General features: G+C 72.0%; 23 protein-coding genes. 18 read left to right on the top strand and 5 right to left on the bottom strand.

Annotated elements, in window-relative coordinates:
- The first annotated feature begins 9 nt into the window (after positions 1 to 9).
- From gmk to ACZ6TU_RS20115, 5 genes are all read left to right on the top strand, one after another.
- Positions 10 to 603, top strand: a complete 594-nt coding sequence (gene gmk, locus ACZ6TU_RS20135) for a guanylate kinase (RefSeq protein ID WP_467675347.1) — start codon at positions 10 to 12, stop codon at positions 601 to 603.
- 71 nt (positions 604 to 674) lie between these two features.
- Positions 675 to 947 (top strand): DNA-directed RNA polymerase subunit omega, encoded by a 273-nt coding sequence (gene rpoZ / locus ACZ6TU_RS20130; RefSeq protein WP_003988945.1) that lies wholly within the window; start codon positions 675 to 677, stop codon positions 945 to 947.
- A gap of 115 nt (positions 948 to 1,062) precedes the next feature.
- Positions 1,063 to 2,265: a bifunctional phosphopantothenoylcysteine decarboxylase/phosphopantothenate--cysteine ligase CoaBC gene (coaBC, locus tag ACZ6TU_RS20125; RefSeq protein WP_467675345.1), complete on the top strand. Its 1,203-nt coding sequence runs from the start codon at positions 1,063 to 1,065 to the stop codon at positions 2,263 to 2,265.
- A gap of 238 nt (positions 2,266 to 2,503) precedes the next feature.
- On the top strand, positions 2,504 to 3,712 hold the full coding sequence (gene metK, locus ACZ6TU_RS20120; RefSeq protein WP_467675343.1) for a methionine adenosyltransferase: 1,209 nt from the start codon (positions 2,504 to 2,506) through the stop codon (positions 3,710 to 3,712).
- 159 nt (positions 3,713 to 3,871) lie between these two features.
- Positions 3,872 to 6,043, top strand: a complete 2,172-nt coding sequence (locus ACZ6TU_RS20115; RefSeq protein WP_469550000.1) for a primosomal protein N' — start codon at positions 3,872 to 3,874, stop codon at positions 6,041 to 6,043.
- Positions 6,044 to 6,199: 156 nt separating this feature from the next.
- Here ACZ6TU_RS20115 and ACZ6TU_RS20110 read toward each other — a convergent pair whose 3' ends face one another.
- Positions 6,200 to 6,745 (bottom strand): hypothetical protein, encoded by a 546-nt coding sequence (locus ACZ6TU_RS20110; protein ID WP_467675339.1) that lies wholly within the window; start codon positions 6,743 to 6,745, stop codon positions 6,200 to 6,202.
- Between the two features lie 324 nt (positions 6,746 to 7,069).
- Here ACZ6TU_RS20110 and fmt point away from each other — a divergent pair, with 324 nt between their 5' ends.
- A complete protein-coding gene (gene fmt, locus ACZ6TU_RS20105; protein WP_469549996.1) occupies positions 7,070 to 8,002 on the top strand; it encodes a methionyl-tRNA formyltransferase in 933 nt (310 codons plus the stop codon).
- Positions 8,003 to 8,071: 69 nt separating this feature from the next.
- Entirely contained in the window at positions 8,072 to 9,499 is a 1,428-nt protein-coding gene (locus tag ACZ6TU_RS20100) for an RsmB/NOP family class I SAM-dependent RNA methyltransferase (RefSeq protein ID WP_467675335.1), read from the top strand.
- Here ACZ6TU_RS20100 and ACZ6TU_RS20095 read toward each other — a convergent pair.
- Positions 9,480 to 11,627 carry an MMPL family transporter gene (locus ACZ6TU_RS20095; RefSeq protein WP_467675333.1) on the bottom strand — a complete coding sequence of 716 codons (2,148 nt, stop codon included), beginning with the start codon at positions 11,625 to 11,627 and terminating at the stop codon, positions 9,480 to 9,482. The genes ACZ6TU_RS20100 and ACZ6TU_RS20095 overlap by 20 nt on opposite strands.
- Positions 11,628 to 11,737: 110 nt before the next feature.
- On the opposite strand from ACZ6TU_RS20095, the gene rpe reads away from it, so the two are divergent.
- The 8 genes from rpe to ACZ6TU_RS20055 all read left to right on the top strand — a co-directional run bounded on the left by rpe (position 11,738) and on the right by ACZ6TU_RS20055 (position 19,554).
- Entirely contained in the window at positions 11,738 to 12,424 is a 687-nt protein-coding gene (gene rpe / locus ACZ6TU_RS20090) for a ribulose-phosphate 3-epimerase (protein WP_467675331.1), read from the top strand.
- Positions 12,425 to 12,502: 78 nt separating this feature from the next.
- Positions 12,503 to 13,546, top strand: coding sequence for a sugar-binding transcriptional regulator (locus ACZ6TU_RS20085; RefSeq protein ID WP_356929292.1), 1,044 nt, complete (start codon positions 12,503 to 12,505; stop codon positions 13,544 to 13,546).
- 3 nt (positions 13,547 to 13,549) lie between these two features.
- A complete protein-coding gene (locus ACZ6TU_RS20080) occupies positions 13,550 to 13,900 on the top strand; it encodes a barstar family protein (RefSeq protein WP_467675329.1) in 351 nt (116 codons plus the stop codon).
- A 132-nt stretch (positions 13,901 to 14,032) separates the two neighbouring features.
- Positions 14,033 to 15,475: a GuaB1 family IMP dehydrogenase-related protein gene (locus ACZ6TU_RS20075; RefSeq protein ID WP_467675327.1), complete on the top strand. Its 1,443-nt coding sequence runs from the start codon at positions 14,033 to 14,035 to the stop codon at positions 15,473 to 15,475.
- Positions 15,476 to 15,554: 79 nt separating this feature from the next.
- Positions 15,555 to 16,121 carry a GNAT family N-acetyltransferase gene (locus tag ACZ6TU_RS20070; protein WP_467675325.1) on the top strand — a complete coding sequence of 189 codons (567 nt, stop codon included), beginning with the start codon at positions 15,555 to 15,557 and terminating at the stop codon, positions 16,119 to 16,121.
- Positions 16,122 to 16,289: 168 nt separating this feature from the next.
- Complete coding sequence (locus ACZ6TU_RS20065) at positions 16,290 to 17,756, top strand: amino acid permease (RefSeq protein ID WP_467675323.1); 1,467 nt, start codon at positions 16,290 to 16,292, stop codon at positions 17,754 to 17,756.
- 10 nt (positions 17,757 to 17,766) lie between these two features.
- On the top strand, positions 17,767 to 18,219 hold the full coding sequence (locus tag ACZ6TU_RS20060; protein WP_010046396.1) for an Lrp/AsnC family transcriptional regulator: 453 nt from the start codon (positions 17,767 to 17,769) through the stop codon (positions 18,217 to 18,219).
- Between the two features lie 138 nt (positions 18,220 to 18,357).
- The gene (locus tag ACZ6TU_RS20055) at positions 18,358 to 19,554 is read left to right on the top strand and encodes an MFS transporter (protein WP_467675321.1); all 1,197 of its coding nucleotides are present in this window, start codon (positions 18,358 to 18,360) and stop codon (positions 19,552 to 19,554) included.
- Here the strand turns inward: ACZ6TU_RS20055 and ACZ6TU_RS20050 are convergent.
- Positions 19,523 to 20,107, bottom strand: coding sequence for a Repetin (locus tag ACZ6TU_RS20050; protein ID WP_467675320.1), 585 nt, complete (start codon positions 20,105 to 20,107; stop codon positions 19,523 to 19,525). The two genes, ACZ6TU_RS20055 and ACZ6TU_RS20050, sit on opposite strands and share 32 nt — an antisense overlap.
- Positions 20,108 to 20,414: 307 nt before the next feature.
- Here ACZ6TU_RS20050 and ACZ6TU_RS20045 point away from each other — a divergent pair, with 307 nt between their 5' ends.
- Together ACZ6TU_RS20045 and ACZ6TU_RS20040 are read left to right on the top strand one after the other, a co-directional pair.
- On the top strand, positions 20,415 to 21,203 hold the full coding sequence (locus ACZ6TU_RS20045; protein WP_467675318.1) for a carbon-nitrogen hydrolase family protein: 789 nt from the start codon (positions 20,415 to 20,417) through the stop codon (positions 21,201 to 21,203).
- Positions 21,204 to 21,248: 45 nt separating this feature from the next.
- Complete coding sequence (locus ACZ6TU_RS20040) at positions 21,249 to 22,946, top strand: flavin monoamine oxidase family protein (protein ID WP_467675316.1); 1,698 nt, start codon at positions 21,249 to 21,251, stop codon at positions 22,944 to 22,946.
- Here the strand turns inward: ACZ6TU_RS20040 and ACZ6TU_RS20035 are convergent.
- A complete protein-coding gene (locus tag ACZ6TU_RS20035; RefSeq protein WP_467675314.1) occupies positions 22,907 to 23,659 on the bottom strand; it encodes a DUF5995 family protein in 753 nt (250 codons plus the stop codon). The genes ACZ6TU_RS20040 and ACZ6TU_RS20035 overlap by 40 nt on opposite strands.
- A 175-nt stretch (positions 23,660 to 23,834) precedes the next feature.
- Between ACZ6TU_RS20035 and ACZ6TU_RS20030 the strand changes: the two genes are divergently transcribed.
- Entirely contained in the window at positions 23,835 to 24,968 is a 1,134-nt protein-coding gene (locus tag ACZ6TU_RS20030) for a glycoside hydrolase family 6 protein (protein WP_467675894.1), read from the top strand.
- On the opposite strand, the gene ACZ6TU_RS20025 is transcribed toward ACZ6TU_RS20030, so the two are convergent.
- Positions 24,947 to 26,329, bottom strand: coding sequence for a uracil-xanthine permease family protein (locus tag ACZ6TU_RS20025; RefSeq protein ID WP_467675312.1), 1,383 nt, complete (start codon positions 26,327 to 26,329; stop codon positions 24,947 to 24,949). The two genes, ACZ6TU_RS20030 and ACZ6TU_RS20025, sit on opposite strands and share 22 nt — an antisense overlap.
- Positions 26,330 to 26,394 lie beyond the last annotated feature (65 nt).

Here is a 26,394-nt window from a genome sequence, read left to right as displayed (position 1 = left end):
AATCGCTGCATGGCTGCAACACCCCGGGGGATGACCCCCGTACCCCCGGACGTACGTCCGCGGCTGACCGTGCTCTCCGGCCCCTCCGGGGTCGGCAAGAGCACGGTCGTCGCCCATATGCGCAAGGAACACCCCGAGGTCTGGCTCTCGGTGTCGGCGACGACCCGCAAGCCCCGCCCCGGCGAGAAGCATGGAGTCCACTACTTCTTCGTCACCGACGACGAGATGGACAAGCTGATCGCCAACGGTGAACTGCTGGAGTGGGCCGAGTTCGCCGGCAACCGCTACGGCACGCCGCGCGCGGCCGTGCAGGAGCGCCTGGAGAAGGGCGAGCCCGTCCTCCTCGAGATCGACCTCCAGGGCGCCCGTCTGGTCCGGGAGTCGATGCCCGAGGCCCAGCTGGTGTTCCTGGCTCCCCCCTCCTGGGAGGAACTGGTGCGCAGACTCACCGGGCGGGGCACCGAACCGCCCGAGGTGATCGAGCGCCGGCTCCAGGCGGCGAAGACCGAACTGGCGGCCGAGCCGGAGTTCGATACGACCCTGGTCAACACCTCCGTCGAGGACGTGGCTCGCGAGCTGCTAGCCTTGGTGGACGTCGTGTGACCATCGCTGATCGATTCCGGGTCTCGCTGATCACCCCGACAGAATCTTTCCCATCCATCGGAAGGTAGAGCGTGTCCTCTTCCATCTCCGCGCCCGAGGGCATCATCAACCCGCCGATCGACGAGCTCCTCGAGGCCACCGACTCGAAGTACAGCCTCGTGATCTACGCGGCCAAGCGGGCCCGCCAGATCAACGCGTACTACTCGCAGCTCGGCGAGGGTCTCCTCGAGTACGTCGGTCCTCTCGTCGACACCCACGTCCACGAGAAGCCGCTCTCGATCGCCCTTCGCGAGATCAACGCGGGGCTGCTGACGTCCGAGGCCGTCGAGGGCCCGGCGCAGTAAGTGCTATTTGCAGCTCGACGCTGACTTTTCCACAGGCCCGGCAGGCCGACTGCCGGGCCTGTGGTGTGTCATGGAGTCGTACGTTGTGCCGGTTGCCGAGGTCCGGGGAGAGACGGTGGACAAACCGAAGGTCGTTCTGGGGGTCAGTGGCGGCATCGCCGCGTACAAGGCCTGTGAGCTGCTGCGGCGGCTGACGGAGTCGGGCCATGACGTGCGCGTGGTGCCCACCGCCTCCGCGCTGCACTTCGTCGGCGCCGCCACCTGGTCCGCGCTCTCCGGAAACCCGGTCTCCACCGAGGTGTGGGACGACGTGCACGAGGTCCCGCACGTCCGCATCGGACAGCACGCCGACCTGGTCGTCGTCGCCCCCGCCACCGCCGACATGCTCGCCAAGGCGGCCCACGGCCTCGCCGACGACCTCCTCACCAACACCCTGCTCACCGCCCGCTGCCCGGTCGTCTTCGCTCCCGCCATGCACACGGAGATGTGGGAGCACCCGGCCACCCAGGAGAACGTGGCGACGCTGCGCCGCCGCGGCGCCCTCGTCATCGAACCCGCCGTGGGCCGTCTCACCGGCGTCGACACCGGCAAGGGCCGGCTGCCCGACCCGGGCGAGATCTTCGAGGTCTGCCGCCGGGTGCTGGCCCGGGGCGTGACCGAGCCCGACCTGACGGGCCGGCATGTCGTGGTCAGCGCCGGCGGCACCCGCGAGCCCCTGGACCCCGTCCGGTTCCTCGGCAACCGCTCCTCCGGCAAGCAGGGCTACGCCCTTGCCCGCACCGCGGCCGCCCGCGGCGCCCGCGTCACGCTGATCGCGGCCAACAGCGCCCTGCCCGACCCGGCCGGCGTGGACGTGGTCCCCGTCGGTACCGCCGTGCAGCTGCGCGAGGCGGTGCTGAAGGCGTCCGCCGACGCTGACGCGGTGGTCATGGCGGCGGCGGTGGCGGACTTCCGCCCGGCGGTGTACGCGGCCGGGAAGATCAAGAAGAAGGACGGCCAGGAGCCGGAGCCGATCACCCTGGTGCGGAATCCGGACATCCTCGCGGAGATCTCCGCCGACCGCGCGCGGCCCGGACAGGTGATCGTCGGCTTCGCGGCGGAGACCGACGACGTGCTCGCCAACGGCCGCGCGAAACTGAAGCGCAAGGGCTGCGATCTGCTGGTGGTGAACGAGGTCGGGGAGAGCAGGACCTTCGGTTCCGAGGAGAACGAGGCCGTCGTCCTCGGCGTCGACGGCAGCGAGACCGCGGTGCCGCACGGCCCCAAGGAAGCCCTGGCCGAAACCGTATGGGGCCTGGTGGTCGAGCGTCTTCGCTGATGTTTCAGTCGCCCCCGCGCCTCGGCGAAACCCGGCCGATCGGGGCGTGGCGCCTCTGGCCAACGCGGCTCGCCATTGGGCAGAATGCCCGTGCCGCAGGTCACAGCACTCCCGAGTGGCGAGACAGGGGGACCGTGGCCGAAGCGTGACCGATAAACTGTTCCACGGACGGCGCGAGGTGCAGCCCCCGCCGTCCGCCAATGATCAGCCAGCAGCCGCTGCAACCCCAGGGAGCGTTGTGTCCCGTCGCCTGTTCACCTCGGAGTCCGTGACCGAGGGTCACCCCGACAAGATCGCTGACCAGATCAGCGACACCATTCTCGACGCGCTGCTCCGCGAGGACCCGGCCTCCCGGGTCGCCGTCGAAACCTTGATCACGACCGGCCTGGTGCACGTGGCCGGCGAGGTCACGACCAAGACGTACGCGGACATCGCGACGCTGGTCCGGAGCAAGATCCTCGAAATCGGCTACGACTCCTCGAAGAAGGGCTTCGACGGCGCCTCCTGCGGTGTCTCGGTGTCGATCGGCGCGCAGTCCCCGGACATCGCCCAGGGCGTGGACACGGCTTACGAGTCCCGCGTCGAGGGCGACGAGGACGAGCTCGACAAGCAGGGCGCGGGCGACCAGGGCCTGATGTTCGGCTACGCGACGGACGAGACGCCGACGCTGATGCCGCTGCCGATCTTCCTGGCGCACCGCCTGTCGAAGCGCCTGTCCGACGTGCGCAAGAACGGCACGATCCCCTACCTGCGCCCGGACGGCAAGACGCAGGTCACCATCGAGTACGACGGCGACAAGGCGGTCCGCCTGGACACCGTGGTGGTCTCCTCCCAGCACGCCTCCGACATCGACCTGGACTCGCTCCTGGCTCCGGACATCAAGGAGTTCGTCGTCGATCCGGAGCTCAAGGCGCTGCTCGACGAGGGCATCAAGCTCGACACGGAGAACTACCGCCTCCTGGTCAACCCCACCGGCCGCTTCGAGATCGGCGGCCCCATGGGTGACGCCGGCCTGACCGGCCGCAAGATCATCATCGACACCTACGGCGGCATGGCCCGCCACGGCGGCGGCGCCTTCTCCGGCAAGGACCCGTCCAAGGTCGACCGCTCCGCGGCGTACGCGATGCGCTGGGTCGCGAAGAACGTCGTCGCCGCGGGTCTCGCCACCCGCTGCGAGGTCCAGGTGGCCTACGCCATCGGCAAGGCCGAGCCGGTGGGTCTGTTCGTCGAGACCTTCGGCACCGCCAAGATCGACACGGAGAAGATCGAGAAGGCGATCGACGAGGTCTTCGATCTCCGTCCGGCCGCCATCATCCGCGACCTCGACCTGCTCCGCCCGATCTACTCCCAGACGGCCGCCTACGGCCACTTCGGCCGCGAGCTTCCGGAGTTCACCTGGGAGCGGACGGACCGCGTGGACGCCCTGCGCAAGGCCGTGGGGCTGTAAGTCCCCGGAGGACGGAGGGGCCGCAGGCCCGACGCCGTCGCGGTACCTCGCGAGGCCCGGCACCCTTCGGGGCGCCGGGCCTCGTCGTGTGCCCGGTGCGCGGGCGACGGGGTACTCGGGCGCCGTCGGATGTCAGTGGCGTTTGGTAAGAATGCAAGAGTGAGCAGCGAGAACGACCAGGCGGGCGGCGGCGCGGAGGGTGCGCCGCCCGAGCAGCTCGCGCTCATCCGGGAGAATGTGCGGAAGGCCAAGACGCCCCGGGCCAAGCCGCGGACCTGGCGGGGGGCCGCGCTCGCCAAGGACCTGCCCGTCGCGCGGGTGCTCGTCGACAAGGGCGTGCTCCATCTCGACCGGTACTTCGACTACGCCGTGCCCGAGGAACTGGACGAGCAGGCCCAGCCGGGCGTGCGGGTGCGGGTGCGCTTCGGTGCCGGGCGGCACCGGGTGCGGGAAGGGCGGCGCGAGGGCGGCGGGCTGATCGACGGGTTCCTCGTCGAGCGGCTGCCCGAGTCCGACTACTCGGGTCCGCTGGCCGCGCTCGCCCAGGTCGTGTCGCCCGAGCGGGTGCTGAGCGAGGAGTTGCTGGGCCTGGCCCGGGCGGTCGCCGACCGGTACGCGGGCAGCCTCGCCGACGTCCTGCAACTCGCCGTACCGCCGCGCAACGCCCGGGCCGAGCAGCGCCCCTCGCCCGCACCGCTGCCGCCGCCCCCGGCGCCCGAGGCAGGCTCCTGGCAGCGGTACGAGCGGGGAGCGGCCTTCCTGGAGTCACTGGCCTCCGGCGGTGCCCCACGGGCTGTGTGGAACGCGCTGCCCGGACCGGAGTGGAGCGAGGAGCTGGCCCGGGCCGTCGTGGCGACGCTGGCCTCCGGTCGCGGGGCCCTCGCCGTCCTGCCCGACGGGCGGGCGGTCGCGCGGGTCGACGCCGCCCTGACCGCCCTGCTGGGGGAGGGGCGGCACGCGGTGCTCACCGCCGACGCGGGGCCCGAGAAGCGGTACGCGCAGTGGCTCGCGGTCCGGCGGGGCTCCGTACGGGCCGTGATCGGGACCCGGGCCGCGATGTTCGCACCGGTCCAGCACCTCGGGCTCGTGGCCGTCTGGGACGACGGGGACGACAGCCACAGCGAGCAGCACGCCCCGCAGCCCCACGCACGTGAGGTGCTGCTGCTGCGGGCCGCCCAGGACAAGTGCGGCTTCCTGCTGGGCAGCTGGGGCTGCACGGTGGAGGCCGCGCAGCTCGTCGAGAGCGGATGGGCGCGCCCGCTGGTCGCCGGGCGTGAGCAGGTGCGCGCCGCCGCTCCGCTCGTCCGCACCGTCGGGGACGGGGACCTCGCACGGGACGAGGCCGCCCGTGCCGCCCGGCTGCCGACCCTCGCCTGGCAGGTCGTCAGGGACGGTCTGCGGCAGGGCCCGGTGCTGGTGCAGGTGCCCCGGCGGGGATACGTGCCGCGCATGGCGTGCGCCAACTGCCGGGCGCCCGCGCGGTGCCGACAGTGCTCCGGGCCGCTGGAAACGCGGGACGGCGGTGCGTTGTGCTGCGGGTGGTGCGGTCGTGAGGAGAGCGGCTGGCACTGCCCGGAGTGCGGTGCCTTCCGGCTGCGCGCCTCCGTGGTGGGCGCGCGGCGGACCGCCGAGGAACTCGGACGGGCCTTCCCGGCCGTTCCGGTGCGGACCTCGGGTCGTGAGCACGTGCTCGACACGGTGCCGGGGGCGCCCGCCCTGGTGGTGAGCACGCCGGGAGCCGAGCCCGTCGCCGAGGGCGGTTATGCGGCGGCGTTGCTGCTGGACGGGTGGGCCATGCTCGGGCGGCCCGATCTGCGGGCCGGGGAGGACGCGTTGCGGCGGTGGATCGCGGCCGGGTCGCTCGTCCGGCCGCAGCCGGCCGGCGGCACGGTGGTGGTCGTGGCCGAGCCGACGCTGCGGCCCGTCCAGGCGCTCGTACGGTGGGACCCCGTCGGTCACGCGGTGCGGGAACTCGCCGAGCGGGCCGAGCTGGGGTTTCCGCCGGTGTCGCGGATGGCGGCCGTGTCGGGGCCGGCGGAATCGGTGGCCGAGTTTCTCCGTGCGGCCGAACTGCCACCGGAGGCCGAGGTGCTGGGGCCGGTGCCGTTGCCCGTCCCCGCAGCGGGGCGACTGCGGCGGGCGGGGGCCCCGCCGCCCGGGGAGGAGTGGGAGCGGGCGCTGATCCGGGTGCCGCCGGGGAAGGGCGCCGCGCTGGCCGCCGCGCTGAAGGCCGCGCAGGCCGCGCGGATGGCTCGGGGGAGCGGGAGTGGCAGTGGCGGTGCCGGCGGGAGTGGGGTGTGGGTGCGGATCGATCCGGCGGACATCGGGTGAGCCGCTGCCAGGGGTGCGGCGGGGCAGTGTCCGTGGAGCCGGCTGTCCTCCGGCACGGTGACGTGCGCGAGCAGTGCTGCGGCACGGCAGCGTCCGAACACGCCGCTGCCCTCCCGGAGGCGTTCCGAGAGGGCAGGGCACGGGGGCAGGGGCGGCTCAGCCGTTGCGCGGGCCGGGGAAGGCCGTCGGCCTGGCCTCGTCGCGGAGCGCCGGGCTGCCCGCCGTCGGCTGGGTGGGCATGGAGCGGGCCGCCGGGACCGTCGGGACCGTGGGGAGGCCGGTGTTCACACTGACCGTGCGGGCGCCGGACGGCTCCGGTGTGCGCTCCGCCTCGGCCGCGGCCGGCTGGGCCGTGGCACGGCGTGCGCCGTAACGGCGGTGGACCGCCTGTTTGGTGACTCCGAGTGCGGAGCCCACCGCGTCCCACGAGAAGCCGAGTGAGCGGTCGAAGTCCACGGCCGCCGTCACCAGGGTCTCGACACTGTCCCGCAGCTCCTGGGCGAGACGTACTGTCGGGGCGGGGGCGCGTCCGTAGACGACGAAGCCCGTGGAGGGGCCGGAGCGGCGCGGGCGGTAGACGTTGCCCAACTGGGCGGTGAGTGTGCGCAGTGCGTCCACCTGCCGGCGGACCCGCTCGATGTCCCGCACCAGCAAGTGCAGGCTGGCCCGAGCCTGGGCGTCGTGGGTTGCGTGGTCGGCCATGAACAAGCCTCTCGAACCGGCGTTGAAAGGAATGGGCCGCGATCGCGGCCCGATGTGGTCAACTCTGTCTTGACCAACGCGGATTCGCTCCGCGGGTCACGGTGTGGGGGCGTGGGGCCATATTCGTGCGCCTGTTTGCGCGGGGTGTGCGCCTCGGCCTTCGGTCTCGGCTCGTCTCCCGCCCGCGCATCACCCGTAACGGTTGGCCAAGAAGCTGAGGTCTCCCGTGGGGGCCGGGCGCCGTCGGCGGCTTTCCGTTCCCGGGCTCATAGACTTGGGCGTTGCCCGTCCTTGATCCCCTCCCCGAGAGGCCCCCACCACCCCATGAAGCTCGTCTTCGCCGGTACACCCGAGGTCGCCGTTCCCGCTCTGGACGCTCTTCTCGCCTCTGAGCGGCACGAGGTGGCCGCTGTCGTCACGCGGCCCGACGCGCCGGCCGGGCGGGGGCGCAGGCTCGTCGCGTCGCCCGTCGCCGAGCGGGCGGAGGAGGCCGGGATCGAGGTGCTGAAGCCCGCGAAGCCGAAGGACCCCGAGTTCCTGGAGCGGCTGCGGGAGATCGGGCCGGACTGCTGTCCCGTCGTCGCCTACGGCGCGCTGCTGCCCCGTGTCGCCCTCGACGTCCCCACTCACGGCTGGGTCAATCTGCACTTCTCCCTGCTGCCGGCCTGGCGCGGTGCCGCGCCCGTGCAGCACGCCATCATGGCCGGGGACGAGATCACCGGGGCTTCCACCTTCCTGATCGAGGAGGGGCTCGACTCCGGTCCGGTCTACGGGACGGTCACCGAGGAGATCCGGACGACCGACACCAGCGGGGATCTGCTGACGCGGCTGGCCTTCGCCGGCTCCGGGCTGCTCGCGGCGACCATGGACGGGATCGAGGACGGCACGCTGAAGGCCGTACCGCAGCCGGCCGAGGGGGTCAGCCTGGCCCCGAAGGTCAACGTCGAGGACGCCCGCGTCGACTGGACGACTCCCGCGCTGCGCGTCGACCGGATGGTGCGGGGCTGCACTCCGGCTCCCGGCTCCTGGACCACCTTCCGCGGTGAGCGGCTCAAGCTCATCCAGGTCACCCCCGTGCCGGACCGGACGGATCTCGCCCCGGGGCAGATCTCCGCCGGGAAGAACAACCTGTACGTCGGCACCGGCTCGTACGCCGTCGAACTGCTCTGGGTGCAGGCCCAGGGCAAGAAGCCGATGCGGGCGGCGGACTGGGCACGCGGGGTGCGGATCGCAGAGGGCGAGCGGCTCGGGGGCTGACACAGCGACACGTCCGGGGCGGCGTAGGCTGGACGGCGCACTTCTTCTCACACCCGGAGCACCTTTTTCGTGAGCGACCAGCCCCGCCGGCCCCGTAAGTCCGGCAAGCCCTACCGGCGGCCCCAGAAGGACCCCGTCCGCATCCTCGCCTTCGAGGCGCTGAGGGCCGTGGACGAGCGGGACGCCTACGCCAACCTCGTTCTGCCGCCGCTGTTGCGCAAGGCGCGGGAGAAAGAGGGACCCGAGAAGTTCGACGCCCGGGACGCGGCGCTCGCCACCGAGCTGGTGTACGGGACGCTGCGACGGCAGGGGACGTACGACGCGGTCCTCTCGGCCTGCGTGGACCGGCCGCTGGGGGAGGTCGACCCGCCGGTGCTGGACGTGCTGAGCCTCGGCGCGCATCAGCTGCTCGGGACGCGGATCCCGACGCACGCGGCCGTGTCCGCCACCGTCGAACTCGCGCGGGTCGTGCTCGGCGACGGGCGGGCCAAGTTCGTCAACGCCGTGCTGCGGAAGGTCGCGCAGCACGATCTGGACGGCTGGCTGGAGCGGGTCGCGCCGCCCTACGACGCGGATCCCGAGGACCATCTCGCCGTCGTCCACTCGCATCCGCGGTGGGTCGTGTCGGCGCTGTGGGACTCCCTCGGCGGCGGTCGCGCCGGCATCGAGGACCTGCTGCGCGCCGACAACGAGCGGCCCGAGGTCACCCTGGTGGCGCGGCCCGGGCGGGCCACCGCCGAGGAGCTGCTCGAAGAGGACGCCGCCGTGCCGGGGCACTGGTCGCCGTATGCCGTGCGGCTGACCGAGGGCGGTGAGCCGGGTGCCGTCGCGGCCGTGCGGGACGGGCGTGCGGGCGTGCAGGACGAGGGCAGCCAGTTGGTGGCGCTCGCCCTCGCCAACGCGCCGCTGGACGGGCCCGACCGGCGGTGGCTGGACGGGTGTGCGGGGCCCGGCGGCAAAGCCGCGCTGCTCGGCGCCCTCGCGGCCCAGCGGGGCGCGCTGCTCGTCGCCTCCGAGAAGCAGACCCACCGGGCCGGGCTCGTGGCCAGGGCGCTGGAGGGGAACCCCGGGCCTTACCAGGTGATCGCCGCCGACGGGACGCGTCCGGCGTGGCGGCCCGGCAGCTTCGACCGCGTGCTGGTCGACGTGCCGTGCACCGGGCTCGGTGCCCTGCGGCGCCGCCCCGAGGCGCGCTGGCGGCGTCGGCCAGAGGATTTGGAGGGGTTCGCGCCGTTGCAGCGCGGCCTGCTGCGTACCGCCCTGGAGTCGGTGCGGGTCGGCGGCGTCGTCGGCTACGCGACCTGTTCGCCGCACCTCGCAGAGACCCGGGCCGTCGTCGCCGACGTGCTCAAGCAGCACCCGGACACCGATCTCATCGACGCCCGGCCGCTGCTGCCCGGCGTACCGGACCTCGGCGAGGGGCCCGACGTGCAGCTCTGGCCGCATGTGCACGGGACCGACGCGATGTACCTGGCGCTCATCCGCCGGACCGGCTGACCCCCGCTCCGACGCTCTCCCGGGCCGCCGCACCGCCGTCCTCCCTGGCCAGCCGGTGCGGCCACCACACCTTCGGCCCCACGTCCAGGAACAGCGACGTCACCAGGACCGAGCGCACGATGAACGTGTCGATGAGGACGCCGAGGGCGACCGCGAAGCCGATCTCGGCGAAGGCGACCATCGGCAGGGTGCCGAGGGCGGCGAAGGTGCCGGCCAGGACCAGGCCGGCGGAGGTGATGACCGCGCCGGTGGCGGCGAGACCCGTGACCACGCCCGGTCTGGTGCCCTGGTGGACCGCCTCCTCGCGGATGCGTGTGGTGAGGAAGATGTTGTAGTCGATGCCCAGGGCGACCAGGAAGACGAAGACGAACAGGGGGAAGTCGGTCGCCTCGCCCGCGTAGCCGAAGATGTGGCGGAACGCCAGCGCGCTGATGCCGAGGGCCGCCGCGAACGACAGGATCACCGTCCCGATCAGCAGCAGCGGGGCGATCAGGGCGCGCAGCAGCACGCACAGGATCAGCAGGACGACCACCAGCACCAGCGGGATGATCAGCACGTTGTCGTGGGTGATCGCCTTGTCCATGTCCACCAGGCCCGCCGTACCGCCGCCCACCTTGGCGTCGGCGTCCGGTACCGCGTGGACGGTGTCCCGTACCCGCTCCACGGTCTGTTTCGCAGCGTCGCTGTCGGCCGGGGCGGTCATCGTGGCCTCGAAGAGGACCCTGCCCTGGAAGGATGGTTTCGTGCCCGGTGGCAGGCCCAGCGACTCCGGGACCACGCCCGGCGTGGCGGCGACCGCGCGACCCACCTGCTGGGCCTGCGTCTGGTTGCTGACGATGACGAGCGGATTGCCGCTGCCCGCCGGGAAGTAGCGCGCCGACACCTCCTGGCCGGTGATCGAGTCCGGTTTCCCGGTGAACGCGTCCGCGTTGCCGATGCCCTCCGCGCGCAGCTGGATCAGGCCCAGCGAACAGACCGCCAGGACCAGTGTCGTGACGGCCCAGGTCGTGCGCGGGCGGCGGGCGATACGGCGGCCCGTGCGCGCCCAGATGCCGCGCTCGGTCGGGTCGGGCGCGCCGTAGTGCGGGATCACCGGCCAGAAGATCCACCGGCCGAAGATCACCAGCAGGGCGGGGAAGAGGCTCATCATCGCCGGCAGGGCGACCGCGACGCCGATGGCGGCCACCGGGCCCAGGCCGCTGGTGGAGTTCATCTCGGCGGCCAGCAGCACCAGCATGCTCAGCACGACCGTCGCGCCGGAGGCGAGCACCGCGGGGCCCGCGCGGTGCAGCGCCAGAGCCATCGCCTCGTGCCGGTCCTCGTGCCGGCGCAGCTCCTCCCGGTAGCGGGCGATCAGCAACAGGGCGTAGTCCGTCCCCGCGCCGAAGACGAGAACCGTGAGGATGCCGGCGCTCTGGCCGTTGACCGTCAGGCCCGCGTGCTCGGCCAGCAGGTAGATCAGCGCCTGGGAGGTGAACAGCGCACAGACCACCGCGATCAGGGGAACCAGCAGCAGGGTCAGGCTGCGGTAGGTGATCAGCAGCATGACGATGACGACCGTCATCGCCGCGAACAGCAGCGTCGAGTCGATGCCCTCGAAGGCCTCCGCGAAGTCCGCCGACGTGCCGCCCGGGCCCGTGATGTGCAGGGCCAGCCCGCCGCCGCCCTCGCCGACGGCGTCCCGGATGGAGTCGACGGCGGGCGAGATCCGCTCCCAGCCCTTCTCGTCCATCGTGATCGGCGCGAAGACCTGCGCCGCCCGCGGACCGTTCTGCCGGTCGAGGACCGGCCCCCGGGTCTCCGCACCCCGGATGCCGTGGTCCCGCAGCTCCTTGAGCTGCCGCACGTCCTCGGCGATCTCCGCCCGGTCCTGGGCCGTCAGCCCGCTGTCCCGGGCGTAGATCACGACCGCCGGGATCTGCTCCGGCCGGAAGTCCTCGGAGAGCTCCAGCACCTGCGTCGACTCCGCGGACCCCGGCAGCCAGGACGACGCGTCGTTGTCCTGAGCGTCGGTGAGCTTCATGGCGAACGGCGCGGCGACGAACAGCACCACCACCCACAGGACCAGTACCAGCCACTTGGCCCGCCGCCCACAGACCAGATGGCCGATGCCCTGTTTCCCGGTCATGGCTCCGCCGCGTGGGAGCGAGCAAGCACGCGCGACCCGCTGCCGACGTGCCGGCGTCCTCGCCCGGGACCGATGCCGACAACCCCCGGAGGGCATGGCAGTCTTAGTTCATGGCCGCGCAGATCAACCCCAGCATCCTGTCCGCCGACTTCGCCCGCCTCGCGGACGAGGCGAAGGCCGTGGAGGGAGCCGACTGGCTCCACGTCGACGTCATGGACAACCATTTCGTCCCGAACCTCACCCTCGGCGTGCCGGTCGTAGAGTCGCTCGCCCGTGCGACGGAGACCCCGCTGGACTGCCATCTGATGATCGAGGCCCCGGACCGGTGGGCGCCCCAGTACGTGGAAGCGGGGGCCGGTTCCGTCACCTTCCATGTCGAGGCGGCCGCCGCCCCGGTCCGGCTCGCCCGGGAGATCCGCGCCAAGGGCGCCCGCGCCTCCATGGCGCTGAAGCCCGCGACCCCCGTCGAGCCGTACGAGGACCTGCTCCCCGAGCTCGACATGCTGCTGATCATGACGGTCGAACCGGGCTTCGGGGGACAGGCCTTCCTCGACATCATGCTTCCGAAGATTCGCCGCACCCGCGAGTTGATCAGCAAGCACGGTCTGGAGCTCTGGCTCCAGGTCGACGGCGGAGTCTCCGCTTCCACCATCGAGCGGTGCGCGGACGCCGGAGCCGACGTTTTCGTGGCCGGATCGGCGGTCTACGGGGCAAACGACCCGGCAGAGGCGGTACGTGCACTACGCACGCAGGCGGAGGCGGCGACCGCCAAGGCCTCCTGGGCCTGCGACCACTGAGCTACAGCAAAGTGAACGGCTCCCATCAGGGCTGATCATCCGCGCCGGATCTGCAAGGATGAACGGCGAATCCAGAGTGTGAACAGCAGTGAGGAGATCGCCGTGTCGGGTATGTCGGCGGGCCGGTCAGCCATGCGGATGGGACCCGCTGAGCTGGTGCAGGCGGCGGCCATGGCCCGCCGCTTCTACCTCGAGGGCAAGTCCAAGATCCAGATCGCGGAGGAGTTCGGCGTCAGCCGCTTCAAGGTGGCCCGGGTCCTGGAGACCGCCCTCGAACGGGATCTCGTACGTATCGAGATCCGTGTGCCTGCGGAGCTGGACGCCGAGCGCTCGGACGCGCTCCGCGCCCGCTACGGCCTCAGGCACGCCGTCGTGGTCGAGTCCCCGGCCGATGCCGAGGAGTCGCCCGACCCCGAGAACCTGGGAGAGGTGGCCGCCGACCTGCTCGGCGAACTGGTCAACGAAGGTGATGTGCTGGGCCTGGCCTGGGGCCGCTCCACCATCCACATGGCGGCGGCGCTCGACCGGCTGCCGCCGTGCACGGTGGTGCAGCTGACGGGCGTGTACGACGCCGGGACCGCCGAGCGCGGCTCGGTCGAGGCGGTACGCCGTGCCGCCCAGGTGTCCGGCGGTGACGCGCACCCCATCTACGCGCCGATGCTGCTGCCCGACGCGGCCACGGCCACGGCGCTGCGCAACCAGACGGGGATCGCCCGGGCCTTCGAGCACTTCGACAAGGTCACCGTCGCCTGCGTCTCCATCGGCTCCTGGGAGCCGGGAATCTCCACGGTGCACGACATGCTCAGTGACGAGGAGCGCGCGCACTACGCCTCCCTCGGTGTCGCCGCCGAGATGTCCGCGCACCTCTTCGACGCCGAGGGCCGAAGGGTCGGCCGGGACCTGGGCGAGCGGTGCATCACCGTCAAGGCCGACCAGCTCCGCCGTATCCCCGAGGTCGTGGCGATCGCCGGCGGACAGCGCAAGGGACCCGCGATCGACGCGGTGCTGCGGTCCGGGCTCGTCACCAGCCTGGTCACGGACACGTCGGCCGCGGACTATCTGATGACGGCGGGCCCGGCACCGAAGTCCGCGCTCAACAGGACCGACCCGGACGGAGTCTGACGGATGGCCAGGGAGCCGCACGAGGTGCCGGACGACCCGGCGGGCCGGATCGTGATCGTGCTGGACCTCGACGGGGTCACGGACAAGGCGGGCCTCATGGACCGCTGCGCCCGTGACCTGCCCCTGCCCGAGTGGTTCGGCCGCAATTGGGACGCCCTCGCCGACTGCCTGGCCGATCCCGGCCTATGGCCCGACGGTGCCGTGGAGCAGGGCCTGCTGGTCATCGTCCGGGGCTGGCGGAAGTACGCCGAGACGCGGCCCGAGGAGTGGCAGGTCGCGGAGGAGATCTTCGCCGAGGCGACGGACCGGGGCCCGGGTCTCTTCGTGACCCTCGGGCTTGGAGCATCCTCCTAAGACGCCTCTGACCAGCCTGGATGATCTGCTGGGGGACGTGCGCACACCCGGCATGGGACAATGAAGTACGTGCTCTTTCCCCCTGGCCGGCCGGTCGGGGGGTCACCTCTGATCGACTGGGATGTGCAGCACGTGCGTTTCCTCAATGACATCCAGCCCGGGTACGACCTGACGTACGACGACGTCTTCATGGTGCCGAGCCGCTCCGCGGTCGGCTCGCGCCAGGGCGTGGACCTCAGCGCCCCGGACGGCACGGGCACCACCATCCCGCTCGTCGTCGCCAACATGACCGCCATCGCCGGGCGACGTATGGCCGAGACCGTGGCCCGCCGCGGCGGCCTCGTCGTCATACCGCAGGACATCCCGATCGACGTGGTCACCGACGTCGTCTCCTGGGTGAAGAGCCGCCACCTGGTCCTGGACACCCCGATCATGCTGGCGCCCCACCAGACCGTCGCGGACGCGCTGTCGCTGCTGCCCAAGCGCGCACACAACGCCGGAGTCGTCGTCGACGAGAACCACCGGCCGATCGGCGTGGTCACCGACTCCGACCTGTCCGGCGTGGACCGCTTCACGCAACTGGCCGAGGTCATGTCCCGGGACCTGCTGCTCATCGACGCGGACATGGATCCGGGCGAGGCCTTCGACACCCTCGACCACGCCAACCGCCGCTACGCCCCCGCGGTCAACAAGGACGGCACGCTCGCCGGCATCCTCACCCGCAAGGGCGCCCTGCGCGCCACGCTCTACAAGCCGGCCGCCGACGCGCGGGGGCGGCTGCGCATCGCCGCCGCCGTCGGCATCAACGGCGACGTCGCGGGCAAGGCCAAGCAGTTGCTGGACGCGGGCGTCGACACGTTGGTCATCGACACCGCGCACGGCCACCAGGAGTCGATGATCAGCGCCCTGAAGCTGGTGCGCGACCTCGACCCGCAGGTGCCGATCGTCGCGGGCAACGTCGTGGCCGCCGCGGGCGTGCGCGACCTGATCGAGGCGGGCGCGGACATCGTCAAGGTCGGTGTCGGACCCGGCGCCATGTGCACCACGCGCATGATGACCGGCGTCGGCCGGCCGCAGTTCTCCGCCGTCCTGGAGTGCGCCGCCGAGGCGAAGAAGTACGGCAAGCACGTGTGGGCCGACGGCGGCATCCGCCACCCGCGCGACGTGGCCATGGCCCTCGCGGCCGGCGCGTCCAACGTGATGGTCGGCTCCTGGTTCGCGGGCACCTACGAGTCCCCGGGCGACCTCCAGCACGATGCCCAGGGACGGGCCTACAAGGAGTCCTTCGGCATGGCCTCCGCGCGGGCCGTGCGCAACCGCACCTCGGAGGAGTCGGCGTACGACCGGGCCCGCAAGGCGCTGTTCGAGGAGGGCATCTCCACGTCCCGGATGTTCCTCGACCCGGCCCGCCCCGGCGTCGAGGACCTGATCGACTCGATCATCGCGGGCGTCCGCTCCTCCTGCACGTACGCCGGAGCCGGCTCCCTGGAGGAGTTCGCCGAAAAGGCCATAGTCGGCATCCAGAGCGCCGCGGGCTACGCCGAGGGCCAGCCGCTGCACGCCAGCTGGAACTGACAACCCCCACGCCCTCGTCCAAGGCCCCCGATGAAAAATCGGGGGCCTTGTGCGTACGAGCGCCCTACCGTCGTACGACATGGAGATCACCGTCTGCCGGGCCGCCGATGTGGCGCTGCTCGACCAGTGCCTCGGCTCCCCGGGCGCCACCTCGTTCCACGTGCGCCGCTTCGCGCGCCAGGAGCGGGGTGAGAGCACGTATCTCGTCGCCTGGCTCGACGGACGGCCCGTGGGGCACACGGAACTGCGCTGGGGCGGCTGTGACGACGCGGCCGTACGGGCGGCACGGCCCGGCTGCCCGGAGATCAACGCGCTGACCGTGTGGCCCGAGACGCTGCGCTCGCGCGGCATCGGCAGCGCCCTGGTCCGGGCCGCCGAGGAACGCGCCCGGGAGCGGGGCCGCACGGCCGTCGGCCTCGGCGTCGCCGACGACAACCCGCGCGCCGCCGCCCTCTACGCCCGGCTCGGCTACCTGCCCCTCGCCCCCTACGTGGGCCGCTGGTCCTACGAGGGCCCCGACGGCGTCACGCACAAGTGTGTCGAGGAGCTCACGTTCCTGGTGAAAGAGCTGGTCCGAGCAAGTCATGTGCAACGGACGAACGCAGCGGTGCAACGAACCTCCGGCCCATCCCGAGGAACGCAATGATCTTGCGGGCATGCGCAAGGTTGCTGCATTACACGGGCAACGCCCCTGCTCGTAGGCTGTCGCCTCGTACGTGGCGTGGCGGGGACCCCGCTCGGTGGGTCCCGGCTGTCGGGCGGGGCGCTGCCGGTCCCTGCCACCCGAGACCGGCAGCGACGAAGGAGTCAGCGCGTGCTCGACCAAGGCGCACCCCCGCACAGCAGTAGTCAGACCGCCCCGCCGTCCCCGGGCGTCGGCGCGCGCCTCATGCGTCGCAAGCCGGTGGAGAACCTGGTCGCGGAGGGTGGCCAGGGCGAGGGAGGCTCGCTGCGGCGCACCCTCGGGCTGTGGCAGCTCACCATGATCAGCATCGGTGCCACCCTCGGCACCGGCATCTTCGTCGTCCTCGGCGAGGCCGTCCCCAAGGCGGGCCCGGCCGTCACGCTCGCCTTCGTCATAGCCGGCCTGACCGCCCTGTTCTCGGCCCTGTCCTACGCCGAGCTGGCGGGCACCATCCCGGTCTCCGGCTCCTCGTACTCGTATGCGTACGCAACGATGGGCGAGCTGATCGCCTGGATCTGCGGCTGGTGCCTGGTCCTGGAGTACGGCGTGTCGGTCGCCGCCGTCGCCGTCGGCTGGGGCGAGTACCTGAACGAGCTGCTCGACGGGACCGTCGGCGTCACCATCCCGGCGGCCCTGTCCGCCCCGCCCGGCGACGGCGGCGTGTTCAACCTGCCCGCGCTGATCGTCGTCCTGCTCGCGATGGCGTTCCTGCTGGGCGGCGCCCGCGAGTCCGCCCGCGCCAACACCGTCATGGTCATCGTGAAGATCGCCGCGCTGGTGATGTTCTGCGCCATCGGCGTCCAGGGCTTCCGCTCCGGCAACTACGAGAACTTCATGCCGCTGGGCATGGCGGGCGTCAGCGCCGCCGGGGCGACCCTGTTCTTCTCCTACATCGGCTTCGACGCCGCCTCCACCGCCGGCGAGGAGGCGAAGAACGCCCAGCGCGACCTGCCGCGCGCGATCATGCTGTCGCTGGTCATCGTCACGGCGCTCTACGTCCTCGTCGCCGCCGTCGCGGTCGGCGCCAAGCCCTGGGAGAACTTCACCGACTCCGAGGCCGCCCTCGCCCAGATCATGCGCGAGGTCACCGGGCAGACGTTCTGGGGCACGCTGCTGGCGTTCTGCGCCGTCATCGCGATCGCGAGCGTGGTGCTGACCGTGCTGTACGGCCAGACCCGCATCCTGTTCGCCATGTCCCGCGACGGCCTCGTGCCGAAGGTGTTCGCCAGGGTCCACCCGAAGACCGGAACGCCCCGCGCCAACACCCTGATCGTGTCGCTGTTCTGCGGTGTCCTGGCATCCGCGATCCCGCTCGGGCAGCTCGCCGACGCCACCAGCATCGGCACCCTGTTCGCCTTCGCGCTGGTCAACGTGGCCGTCGTGGTGCTGCGCCGGACCCGGCCGGACATGCCCCGCACCTTCCGGGTGCCGCTCTCCCCGGTCCTGCCCGCTCTGGGCTTCGCCTTCTGTATCTGGATGATGGGCAGCCTGTCGACCGTGACCTGGGTGGTCTTCGGTGTCTGGATGGCCGCCGGGCTCGTGTTCTACTTCGTGTACGGCTATCGCCGTTCCCGACTCGCACCATCCGAAAAGTGACCAACCCACTGTGCTGAACGATCTCGACGAACGCATCGTGCACGCCCTCGCCGAGGACGCCCGTCGCTCCTACGCCGACATCGGCCACATCGTCGGCCTGTCCGCGCCCGCCGTGAAACGGCGCGTGGACCGGCTGCGGGCCACCGGAGCCATCACCGGCTTCACGGTTCGGGTGGACCCGGGCGCCCTCGGCTGGCAGACCGAGGGGTTCGTCGAGATCTACTGCCGGGGCAACACCTCCCCGGAGACCATCCAGCGGGGCCTGGAGCGCTACCAGGAGGTCGTGGCCGCGTCCACCGTCACCGGGGACGCGGACGCGATCGCCCAGGTCTTCGCCTCCGACATGCGGCACTTCGAACGGGTCCTGGAGCGGATCGCCGGGGAGCCGTTCGTCGAGCGGACCAAGTCCGTGCTCGTACTGTCGCCGCTGCTGCGGCGCTTCTCGTCGGGTTCGCCCACCTGAAGAACAGCGGCATGACCGCCCGGCCAGGCCTACCATCGGGGTCATGACCTGGCGACATTGATCCACCAGCCGCGCCTCCCGAGGGCCGCCTCGGACGCCGTACCTCCGGCATCCGATCCGTCCCTGCGGGAAGGCCTCATGACACTCTCACCTGCACGCGTGCCCGCCACCGGTGTCCGGCGGCTGACGACCACGCTGTACGGCTACGCGTTCCTCGACGACTTCGTCCTGCTCTACCCGGTGTACGCGCTGCTGTTCGCCGACACCGGCATGTCGCTCTGGCAGATCTCCTCCCTGTTCGCCCTGTGGTCGATCACCTCGGTGGTGCTGGAAGTGCCCTCCGGCGCCTGGGCCGACGCCATGTCGCGCCGGAGGCTGCTGTGGATCGGCCCGCTGCTCACCGCCGCCGGCTTCGCGCTGTGGGTGATCGTGCCGTCGTACTGGGCCTTCGCGGCCGGCTTCGTCCTGTGGGGCGCGGGCGGGGCGCTCGGCTCCGGCGCGCTGGAGGCGCTGGTGTACGACGAGCTGGACCGGCTCGGCGCCGCCGGCCGGTACGCGCGGGTCATGGGCCGGGCACGGGCCGCGCGGCTGGTGGGCACAGTGGCCTCTCTCGGCCTCGCGGGGCCCGTCTTCGCCCTGGGCGGCTACGCGGCTGTCGGTGCCGCGAGCTTCCTCGCCTGTGTGCTGACCGCCGTTACCGCGACCCGGTTCCCCGAGCACCGGGTGCGCCCGGACAACACCGGCGACAGCTGGGCGACGACCCTGCGAACCGGGCTCGCCGAGGCCCGCGGGGGTCGTTCCGTGCGCGGCGCCCTGCTGCTGATTCCGGCCGTGGCCGCGGTGTGGGGCGCGCTCGACGAGTACACCCCGCTGCTGGTCCGGGACATCGGCGTCGCCGAAGCGACGGTGCCCTACCTGATCATGCTGATCTGGGCGGGCGTCACCGTCGGCAGCCTCCTGAGCGGACCGGCCGAACGCCTCGGCCCGGCCGGTCTCGCCGCGCTGCTCGCGGGCGCCGCACTCGCCCTGGCCGTGGGAGCCGCGGCCCGCTCACTGGCCGGCATCGCTCTCGTGAGCCTCGCCTTCGCCGGGTTCCAGCTGGCGGAGGTGCTGGCCGACGCCCGCCTCCAGCACCGTATCGACGAGTCCCGCCGGGCCACCCTCACCTCCGTCGCGAGCCTGGGCACCGAGCTGGCGACGGTCGCCACGTTCGGCGTGTACGCGCTGCTCGGCACGGACATGGCGCACAGCACCGTCTTCGCGATGCTGGCGATCCCTTATCTGGTGACAGCGCTGGCGCTGGCTAGAAGTCGGGCCGCCACGGCACGACCGTGAAGTCGCCCGTCCCCTTCCTGACCTTCTCGAAGGGGGCGGAGCTGACACACTTGGGCAGGTCCTTCGGACCGAGGTCCTCGGTCGTCGCCCAGCTGTAGCCGAGCCGGTCGTGGCGGCCGAGGTCGTGCACGGTGATGCCGACCCGGGTGCCCTTGGCGCCGGGCAGGTCCGTGGCGGTGACGACCCCGGAGACGACGGCCACCTTGCCGCCGGTGACCAGGCAGTCGACCCTCGCCTTCGCCCAGGCGCCCTCGCCGTTCAGGTAGTGGCTCCACTCGAAGGTGCCCGTGGCCTTCATCGGGTCGGCCGTGTCCTTCGAGGCCAGGTGCGCGTCGAACGAGAAGGTGATGTCGTCCCCGTCCGAGCGGTACAGCTTGGCCTTGCCGGTGAGCGCGGCGGCCTCGCGCTTGCTCTCGCCGGGGGCGGGTGCTCCGGCGGGAGCGGCCTCACGCGTGCTCTCGTCGGAGGTGGAGGCCCCGGCGGAGCCGGCCGCGGCGGCGACGGTGAGCAGCAGCGCGGAGCCGAGTAAAGCGGTCCTCGTACGGCGGTTCATGGCGGTCCTTTCCGCAGGTGACGCACGTCAACTGGACGCTCACCACTGTCCCGGCGCAGCGCCCGCGCCACATCGCGCCGGGGACGGGACCCCGCCTCCGCCGCGCGGCGGGGAAACCGGCCCGGGCCTGCGCCCACGGGCGGACCGGACGTACGACCGGAGTGGCCGCAACGAATCGCCGCAGACCCGGCGGCGAACGCAATGATCCGCTCACGAGCGCGCAACGGCTGCTCCTTGTCCGGCCGGAGCCGCCGACCGTACCGTCTATCCGGCCCCCGAAATCCCCGCGTACCGGTGAGGAACACGCATGCGCACCGCCCTGCTCCAGAGCTCCGGCCGACCCGGCTCCACCGTCGAGAACCTCAAGGTCCTCGACGAGGCCGCGGGCCGGGCCGCCGCCGCGGGCGCCGGGCTGCTGATCGCGCCGGAGATGTTCCTGACCGGGTACGCGATCGGCGATGACATCGGCCGGCTCGCCGAGACCGCCGACGGCGACTGTGCGGACGCCGTCGCCGAGACCGCGACCCGGCACGGACTGGCGATCGCCTACGGCTACCCCGAGCGGGCCGGCGACGCCGTGTTCAACTCCGCCCAGCTGATCTCCGCCGACGGCACCCGTCTCGCCAACTACCGCAAGACCCACCTCTTCGGCTGCTTCGAGCGCGACCACTTCACGCCCGGGGACCAGCCGGTCGTCCAGGCGGAGGTCGACGGTCTGCGCGTCGGGATCCTGATCTGCTACGACGTCGAGTTCCCGGAGAACGTCCGCGCCCATGCCCTCGCCGGCACCGACCTGCTGGTCGTCCCGACCGCGCAGATGCACCCGTTCCAGTTCGTCGCCGAGTCGATGATCCCGGTGCGTGCCTTCGAGAACCAGATGTACGTCGCGTACGTCAACCGGGTCGGCCGGGAAGGGGAGTTCGAGTTCGTGGGGCTGTCGACGCTCGCCGGGCCCGACGGGGTCGCCCGCACCCGGGCCGGGCGCGGCGATGAACTCGTCCTCGCCGACGTCGACCCCGCTTTCCTCGCCGCGTCACGCGAGGCCAACCCGTATCTGCGGGACCGGCGCCCGGGCCTCTACGGGCCGCTCGTCTGACATCCCCCGCACCTGTCTGTTTCTTCTGCAAGGAGTCCGTACCCCATGACGTCCACCGTGCCCAACGCCGTCGAGCACGCAGACGCGCAGCAGCCGCCGATCACCATGTTCGGCCCGGACTTCCCGTACGCGTACGACGACTTCCTCGCCCACCCGGCGGGGCTCGGGCAGGTACCCGCGACCGCGCACGGCACGGAGGTCGCGGTCATCGGCGGCGGCCTGTCCGGCATCGTCGCCGCGTACGAGCTGATGAAGATGGGCCTCAAGCCGGTCGTGTACGAGGCCGACCGGATCGGCGGCCGGCTGCGGACGGTGGGCTTCGACGGGTGCGACGGTTCCCTCACCGCCGAGATGGGCGCGATGCGCTTCCCGCCGTCCTCCACCGCCCTCCAGCACTACATCGACCTGGTCGGCCTTCAGACGCGTCCCTTCCCCAACCCGCTTGCGGAGGCGACCCCGTCGACCGTCGTCGACCTCAAGGGCGAGTCGCACTACGCCGAGACGATCGCCGACCTGCCCCAGGTCTACCGGGATGTGGCCGAGGCCTGGAACCGGTGCCTGGAGGAGGGCGCCGACTTCTCCGACATGAACCGGGCCCTGCGCGAGCGGGACGTCCCGCGCATCCGAGAGATCTGGTCCAGGCTCGTCGAGAAGCTCGACAACCAGACCTTCTACGGCTTCCTCTGCGACTCCGAGGCCTTCCGGTCCTTCCGGCACCGGGAGATCTTCGGCCAGGTCGGCTTCGGCACGGGCGGCTGGGACACCGACTTCCCCAACTCCATCCTGGAGATCCTCCGCGTCGTCTACACCGAGGCCGACGACCACCACCGCGGCATCGTCGGCGGCTCCCAGCAACTGCCGCTCCGCCTCTGGGAGCGCGAGCCGGAGAAGATCGTCCACTGGGCCTACGGGACCTCGCTCGCGAGCCTCCACGAGAACCGTGAGCCCCGCCCGGCGGTCACCCGCCTGCACCGCACCGCCGGCAACCGCATCACCGTGACCGACGCGCGCGGCGACATCCGCACCTACCCGGCGGCGATCTTCACCGCCCAGTCCTGGATGCTGCTGTCGAAGATCGACTGCGACGACTCGCTCTTCCCGATCGACCACTGGACGGCCATCGAGCGCACCCACTACATGGAGAGCTCCAAGCTCTTCGTGCCGGTCGACCGGCCGTTCTGGCTCGACAAGGACGAGGAGACGGGCCGGGACGTCATGTCGATGACGCTCACCGACCGCATGACGCGCGGCACTTACCTGCTCGACGACGGCCCGGACAAGCCCGCCGTCATCTGCCTCTCCTACACCTGGTGCGACGACAGCCTCAAGTGGCTGCCGCTGTCCGCGAACGAGCGGATGGAGGTCATGCTGAAGTCGCTCGGCGAGATCTATCCCAAGGTCGACATCCGCAAGCACATCATCGGCAACCCGGTGACCGTCTCCTGGGAGAACGAGCCCTACTTCATGGGCGCGTTCAAGGCCAACCTGCCCGGCCACTACCGTTACCAGCGGCGCCTGTTCACGCACTTCATGCAGGAGCGGCTGCCCGAGGACAAGCGCGGCGTCTTCCTCGCCGGCGACGACATCTCCTGGACGGCCGGCTGGGCCGAGGGCGCCGTCCAGACCGCCCTCAACGCGGTCTGGGGCGTCATGCACCACTTCGGCGGCTCGACCGACCCGGCCAACCCGGGGCCCGGCGACGTCTACGACGAGATCGCGCCCGTCGAGCTGCCGGAGGACTGAAGAGACTCGAGCCGTGGTCCGGGCAGGGGCGTGAGCAGCATGCGCCCCGCGAAGCCCACCGCCGTGTCCAGGCGTTCCGTGAACTCCTCGGCGACGTCGGGGAGCCCGCGCAGCGCCCACAGGGCCCGGGCCGCCGTCCAGGTGGCGTCGCGGGCGCGCTCCAGGCTCCATGCGCCGAGCAGATGGGTCAGCGGGTCGGCGATCTGGAGGAGGTCGGGGCCCGGCATCAGATCTTCGCGGATGCGCTCCTCCAGCGAGACGAGGAGATCGCCCACCGTGTCGAACTCGTCCTCCAGCTCGGCGGGTGCGCAGTCGAGCGTACGGCAGGTGTCCACGACGGCCAGCGCGAGATCGTGCCCGATGTGCGCGTTGATGCCCGCGAGCGCGAACTGCAACGGCCGTACCCCGGGATGCCGGCGGAACTGGAACAGCGGCCGCCAGCAGGCCGGCGGGCGCCGCTCGTCGCCCACCGCCTCGACGGCCTCCAGGTACCGCTCCGCGAACCGTACGTCCAGCGTGATCGCGGAGTGCGGGTCCGCGAACCGCCCGGTGCCGACGTACCGGTCCACCGCCTCCGTGACGGCGAGGTAGACGCGGTTGAAGACGGCCACCCCGTCCCGGGGGTGCAGGGTCGCGTCGAGGGCGCGCATACGGGAGATGACTCCGTCGACCGGAGTGTCCACGGCTGGGGGGACTTGTTCGCGTCGCGGCATGCGGGCAGAGTCCCAGCTCTAGGCTGGCGGGAGTGCAGGCAGGCCCGGCGCTTCCCCGAAACGGGGGAACGCAGCCCGCCGCAGGGGGAGGGGGACCGGCACCGTGTCAGGCTTACGTGCCCAGCGCCTGGCCGCCCGCAGGGCCGAGCGCCGGCGCGCCGTCCGGCGTGGCGCGATGGTCGTGGCGGCCTTCGTCGTGGTCGCGGCCGGCTCGATCGCCGGGGTGCTGTCCGCGTTCGACGCCCGGGGCGGCTCGGACCAGGCCAGGCGCCTCGAGGTGTCCGCGTCGCCCCGCCTGGCGCCCCTGCCCGCGATGCCGTCGGCGTCCCCGTCGGCGACCGAGTCCGCTTCCCCCACGCCCTTCACCTCCGCGCCCAGGACGCCGAGCCCCACACCGTCGCCGTCGAGAACCAGGAAGAAGCAGGAGCGCACCACCCCCGTGAGCCCCCGGCTCTACCGCCACCCCGACTCGCAGGTGCTCGCATGGGTTCGGGCCAACTCCGGCGATCCCCGCCACGCGGTCATCGCCTCCCGCATCGCCGACCAGCCGGCCGCCGTCTGGTTCGCCGACTACTCCCCGGACACGCTCACCGCCCGGGTCGCCGCGGTGACGTCGGGCGGTGCCGCACTGGGCCGGGTGCCCGTCCTCGTGCCCTACGCGATCCCCGGCCGGGACTGCGGCGGTCACTCCCAGGGCGGGGCGCCCGACCTGGACGCGTACGACGCGTGGATCGACCGGTTCGCCGACGGGCTGGGCTCCGGCGAGGTCATCGTCGTCCTGGAGCCGGACTCGGTCGCCCAGGCCGAGTGCCTGCCCGCCGGTGAGCGCGCGGACCGCTTCGCCTCGCTGGCCCGGGCCGGACGCGTCCTGAAGGCCGCCAATCCGCGGGCCCGGGTGTACTTCGACGCGGGGCACTCGGGCTGGAACGCGCCCGGCAAGCAGGCGGCATGGCTGCGGCAGGCGGGTGCCGCCTCGCCCGAGTCCTCCGACGGGATCTTCAGCAACGTCTCCAACTTCCACACCACGGCCGACGAGGTGGCCTACGACCGGCGGGTCCTCGACGCGCTCGGCGGCCCGGCGGGCCTGGGCGCCGTCATCGACACCAGCCGCAACGGCCACGGCGCCCCGCCCGACGGCACATGGTGCGACCCGGCGGGCCGCAAGCTCGGCCGGACACCGACCCTCAGCACGGGCGAGGACCGGATCGACGCCTACCTGTGGGTCAAGCTGCCGGGGGAGTCGGACGGTTGCAAGGGCAGGCCCGGGACGTTCACGGCCTCGTACGCCTACGACTTGGCCTCGTCGTAGGAGCTGGTGCCCTCGTCCAGCAGCGGCTGCTGCGTCCTCAGGTGGGGCGGGGCGAAGGCCCGCAGCGCGTGGTAGCCGGTGATGACGACCAGCGTGCCGAGCGCGATGCCGCTCAGCGAGAAGGTGTCCGTGATCTTCATGGAGACGTTGCCGACGCCGATGATGATGCCCGCGGCCGCCGGGACCAGGTTCAGCGGATTGCGCAGGTCCACCCCGGCGTTGAGCCAGATCTGGGCGCCGAGCAGGCCGATCATGCCGTACAGGATGACGGTGATGCCGCCGAGCACCCCGCCCGGGATCGCGGCGACGACCGCGCCGAACTTCGGGCAGATGCCGAAGAGCAGGGCGAAGCCGGCGGCGGCCCAGTAGGCGGCCGTGGAGTAGACGCGGGTCGCGGCCATCACGCCGATGTTCTCGGAGTACGTGGTGTTGGGCGGACCGCCGACCGCGGTGGACAGCATCGAGCCGACGCCGTCGGCCGCGATCGCCGTGCCGAGCTTGTCGTCCAGCGGGTCGCCGGTCATCTCGCCGACCGCCTTGACGTGCCCGGCGTTCTCCGCGACCAGCGCGATGACGACCGGCAGGGCGACCAGGATCGCCGACCACTCGAACGACGGGCCGTGCAGGGTCGGCAGCCCGATCCAGTCCGCCTTGCCCACACCGGAGAGGTCGAGCCGCCAGTGGTCGGTGAGCTTGCCGCTCGCGTCCACCGAGTGGATCCTGCCGAAGACCAGGTCGAAGACCCAGGAGATGCCGTACCCGAAGACCAGCCCCAGGAAGATCGCGATCCGGGACCAGAAACCGCGCAGACAGACGACCGCCAGCCCGGTGAAGAGCATCACGAGCAGGGCCGTCCACTGGTCCTGCGGCCAGTACGTCGAGGCCGTCACCGGCGCCAGGTTGAAGCCGATCAGCATCACCACCGCGCCGGTCACGATCGGCGGCATCGCGGCGTGGATGATCCGCGCCCCGAACCGCCGCACGGCGAGCCCCACCAGGAACAGCGCGGCGCCGACGACGAAGACCGCGCCGGTGACGGTGGCGCTGCTGCCGCCCTGGGCGCGGATGACCGCCGCCACGCCGACGAAGGACAGCGAGCAGCCCAGGTAGCTGGGGACGCGGCCACGGGTGGCGAGCAGGAACACGACGGTCGCGACGCCCGACATCATGATCGCGAGGTTGGGGTCCAGGCCCATCAGGACCGGCGCCACGAAGGATGCTCCGAACATGGCCACCACGTGCTGGGCACCGAGCCCGGCGGTGCGGGGCCAGGAGAGCCGCTCGTCGGGGCGGACCACCGCGCCGGGCGCCGGGGTGCGTCCGTCGCCGCCGTGCAGTTTCCAGCGGACGCCGAGATCCATGGTGCGGTTTCGCTTTCGTCGTGCGTGCGAGTGTCCGGACCATTGTCGGGGTGCGTCAGGAGTGG

The organism is Streptomyces sp. NPDC052064 (assembly GCF_055585925.1).
Note: the sequence above shows the minus strand (reverse complement) of the source record. Positions and strands in the feature narration are given on the sequence as shown.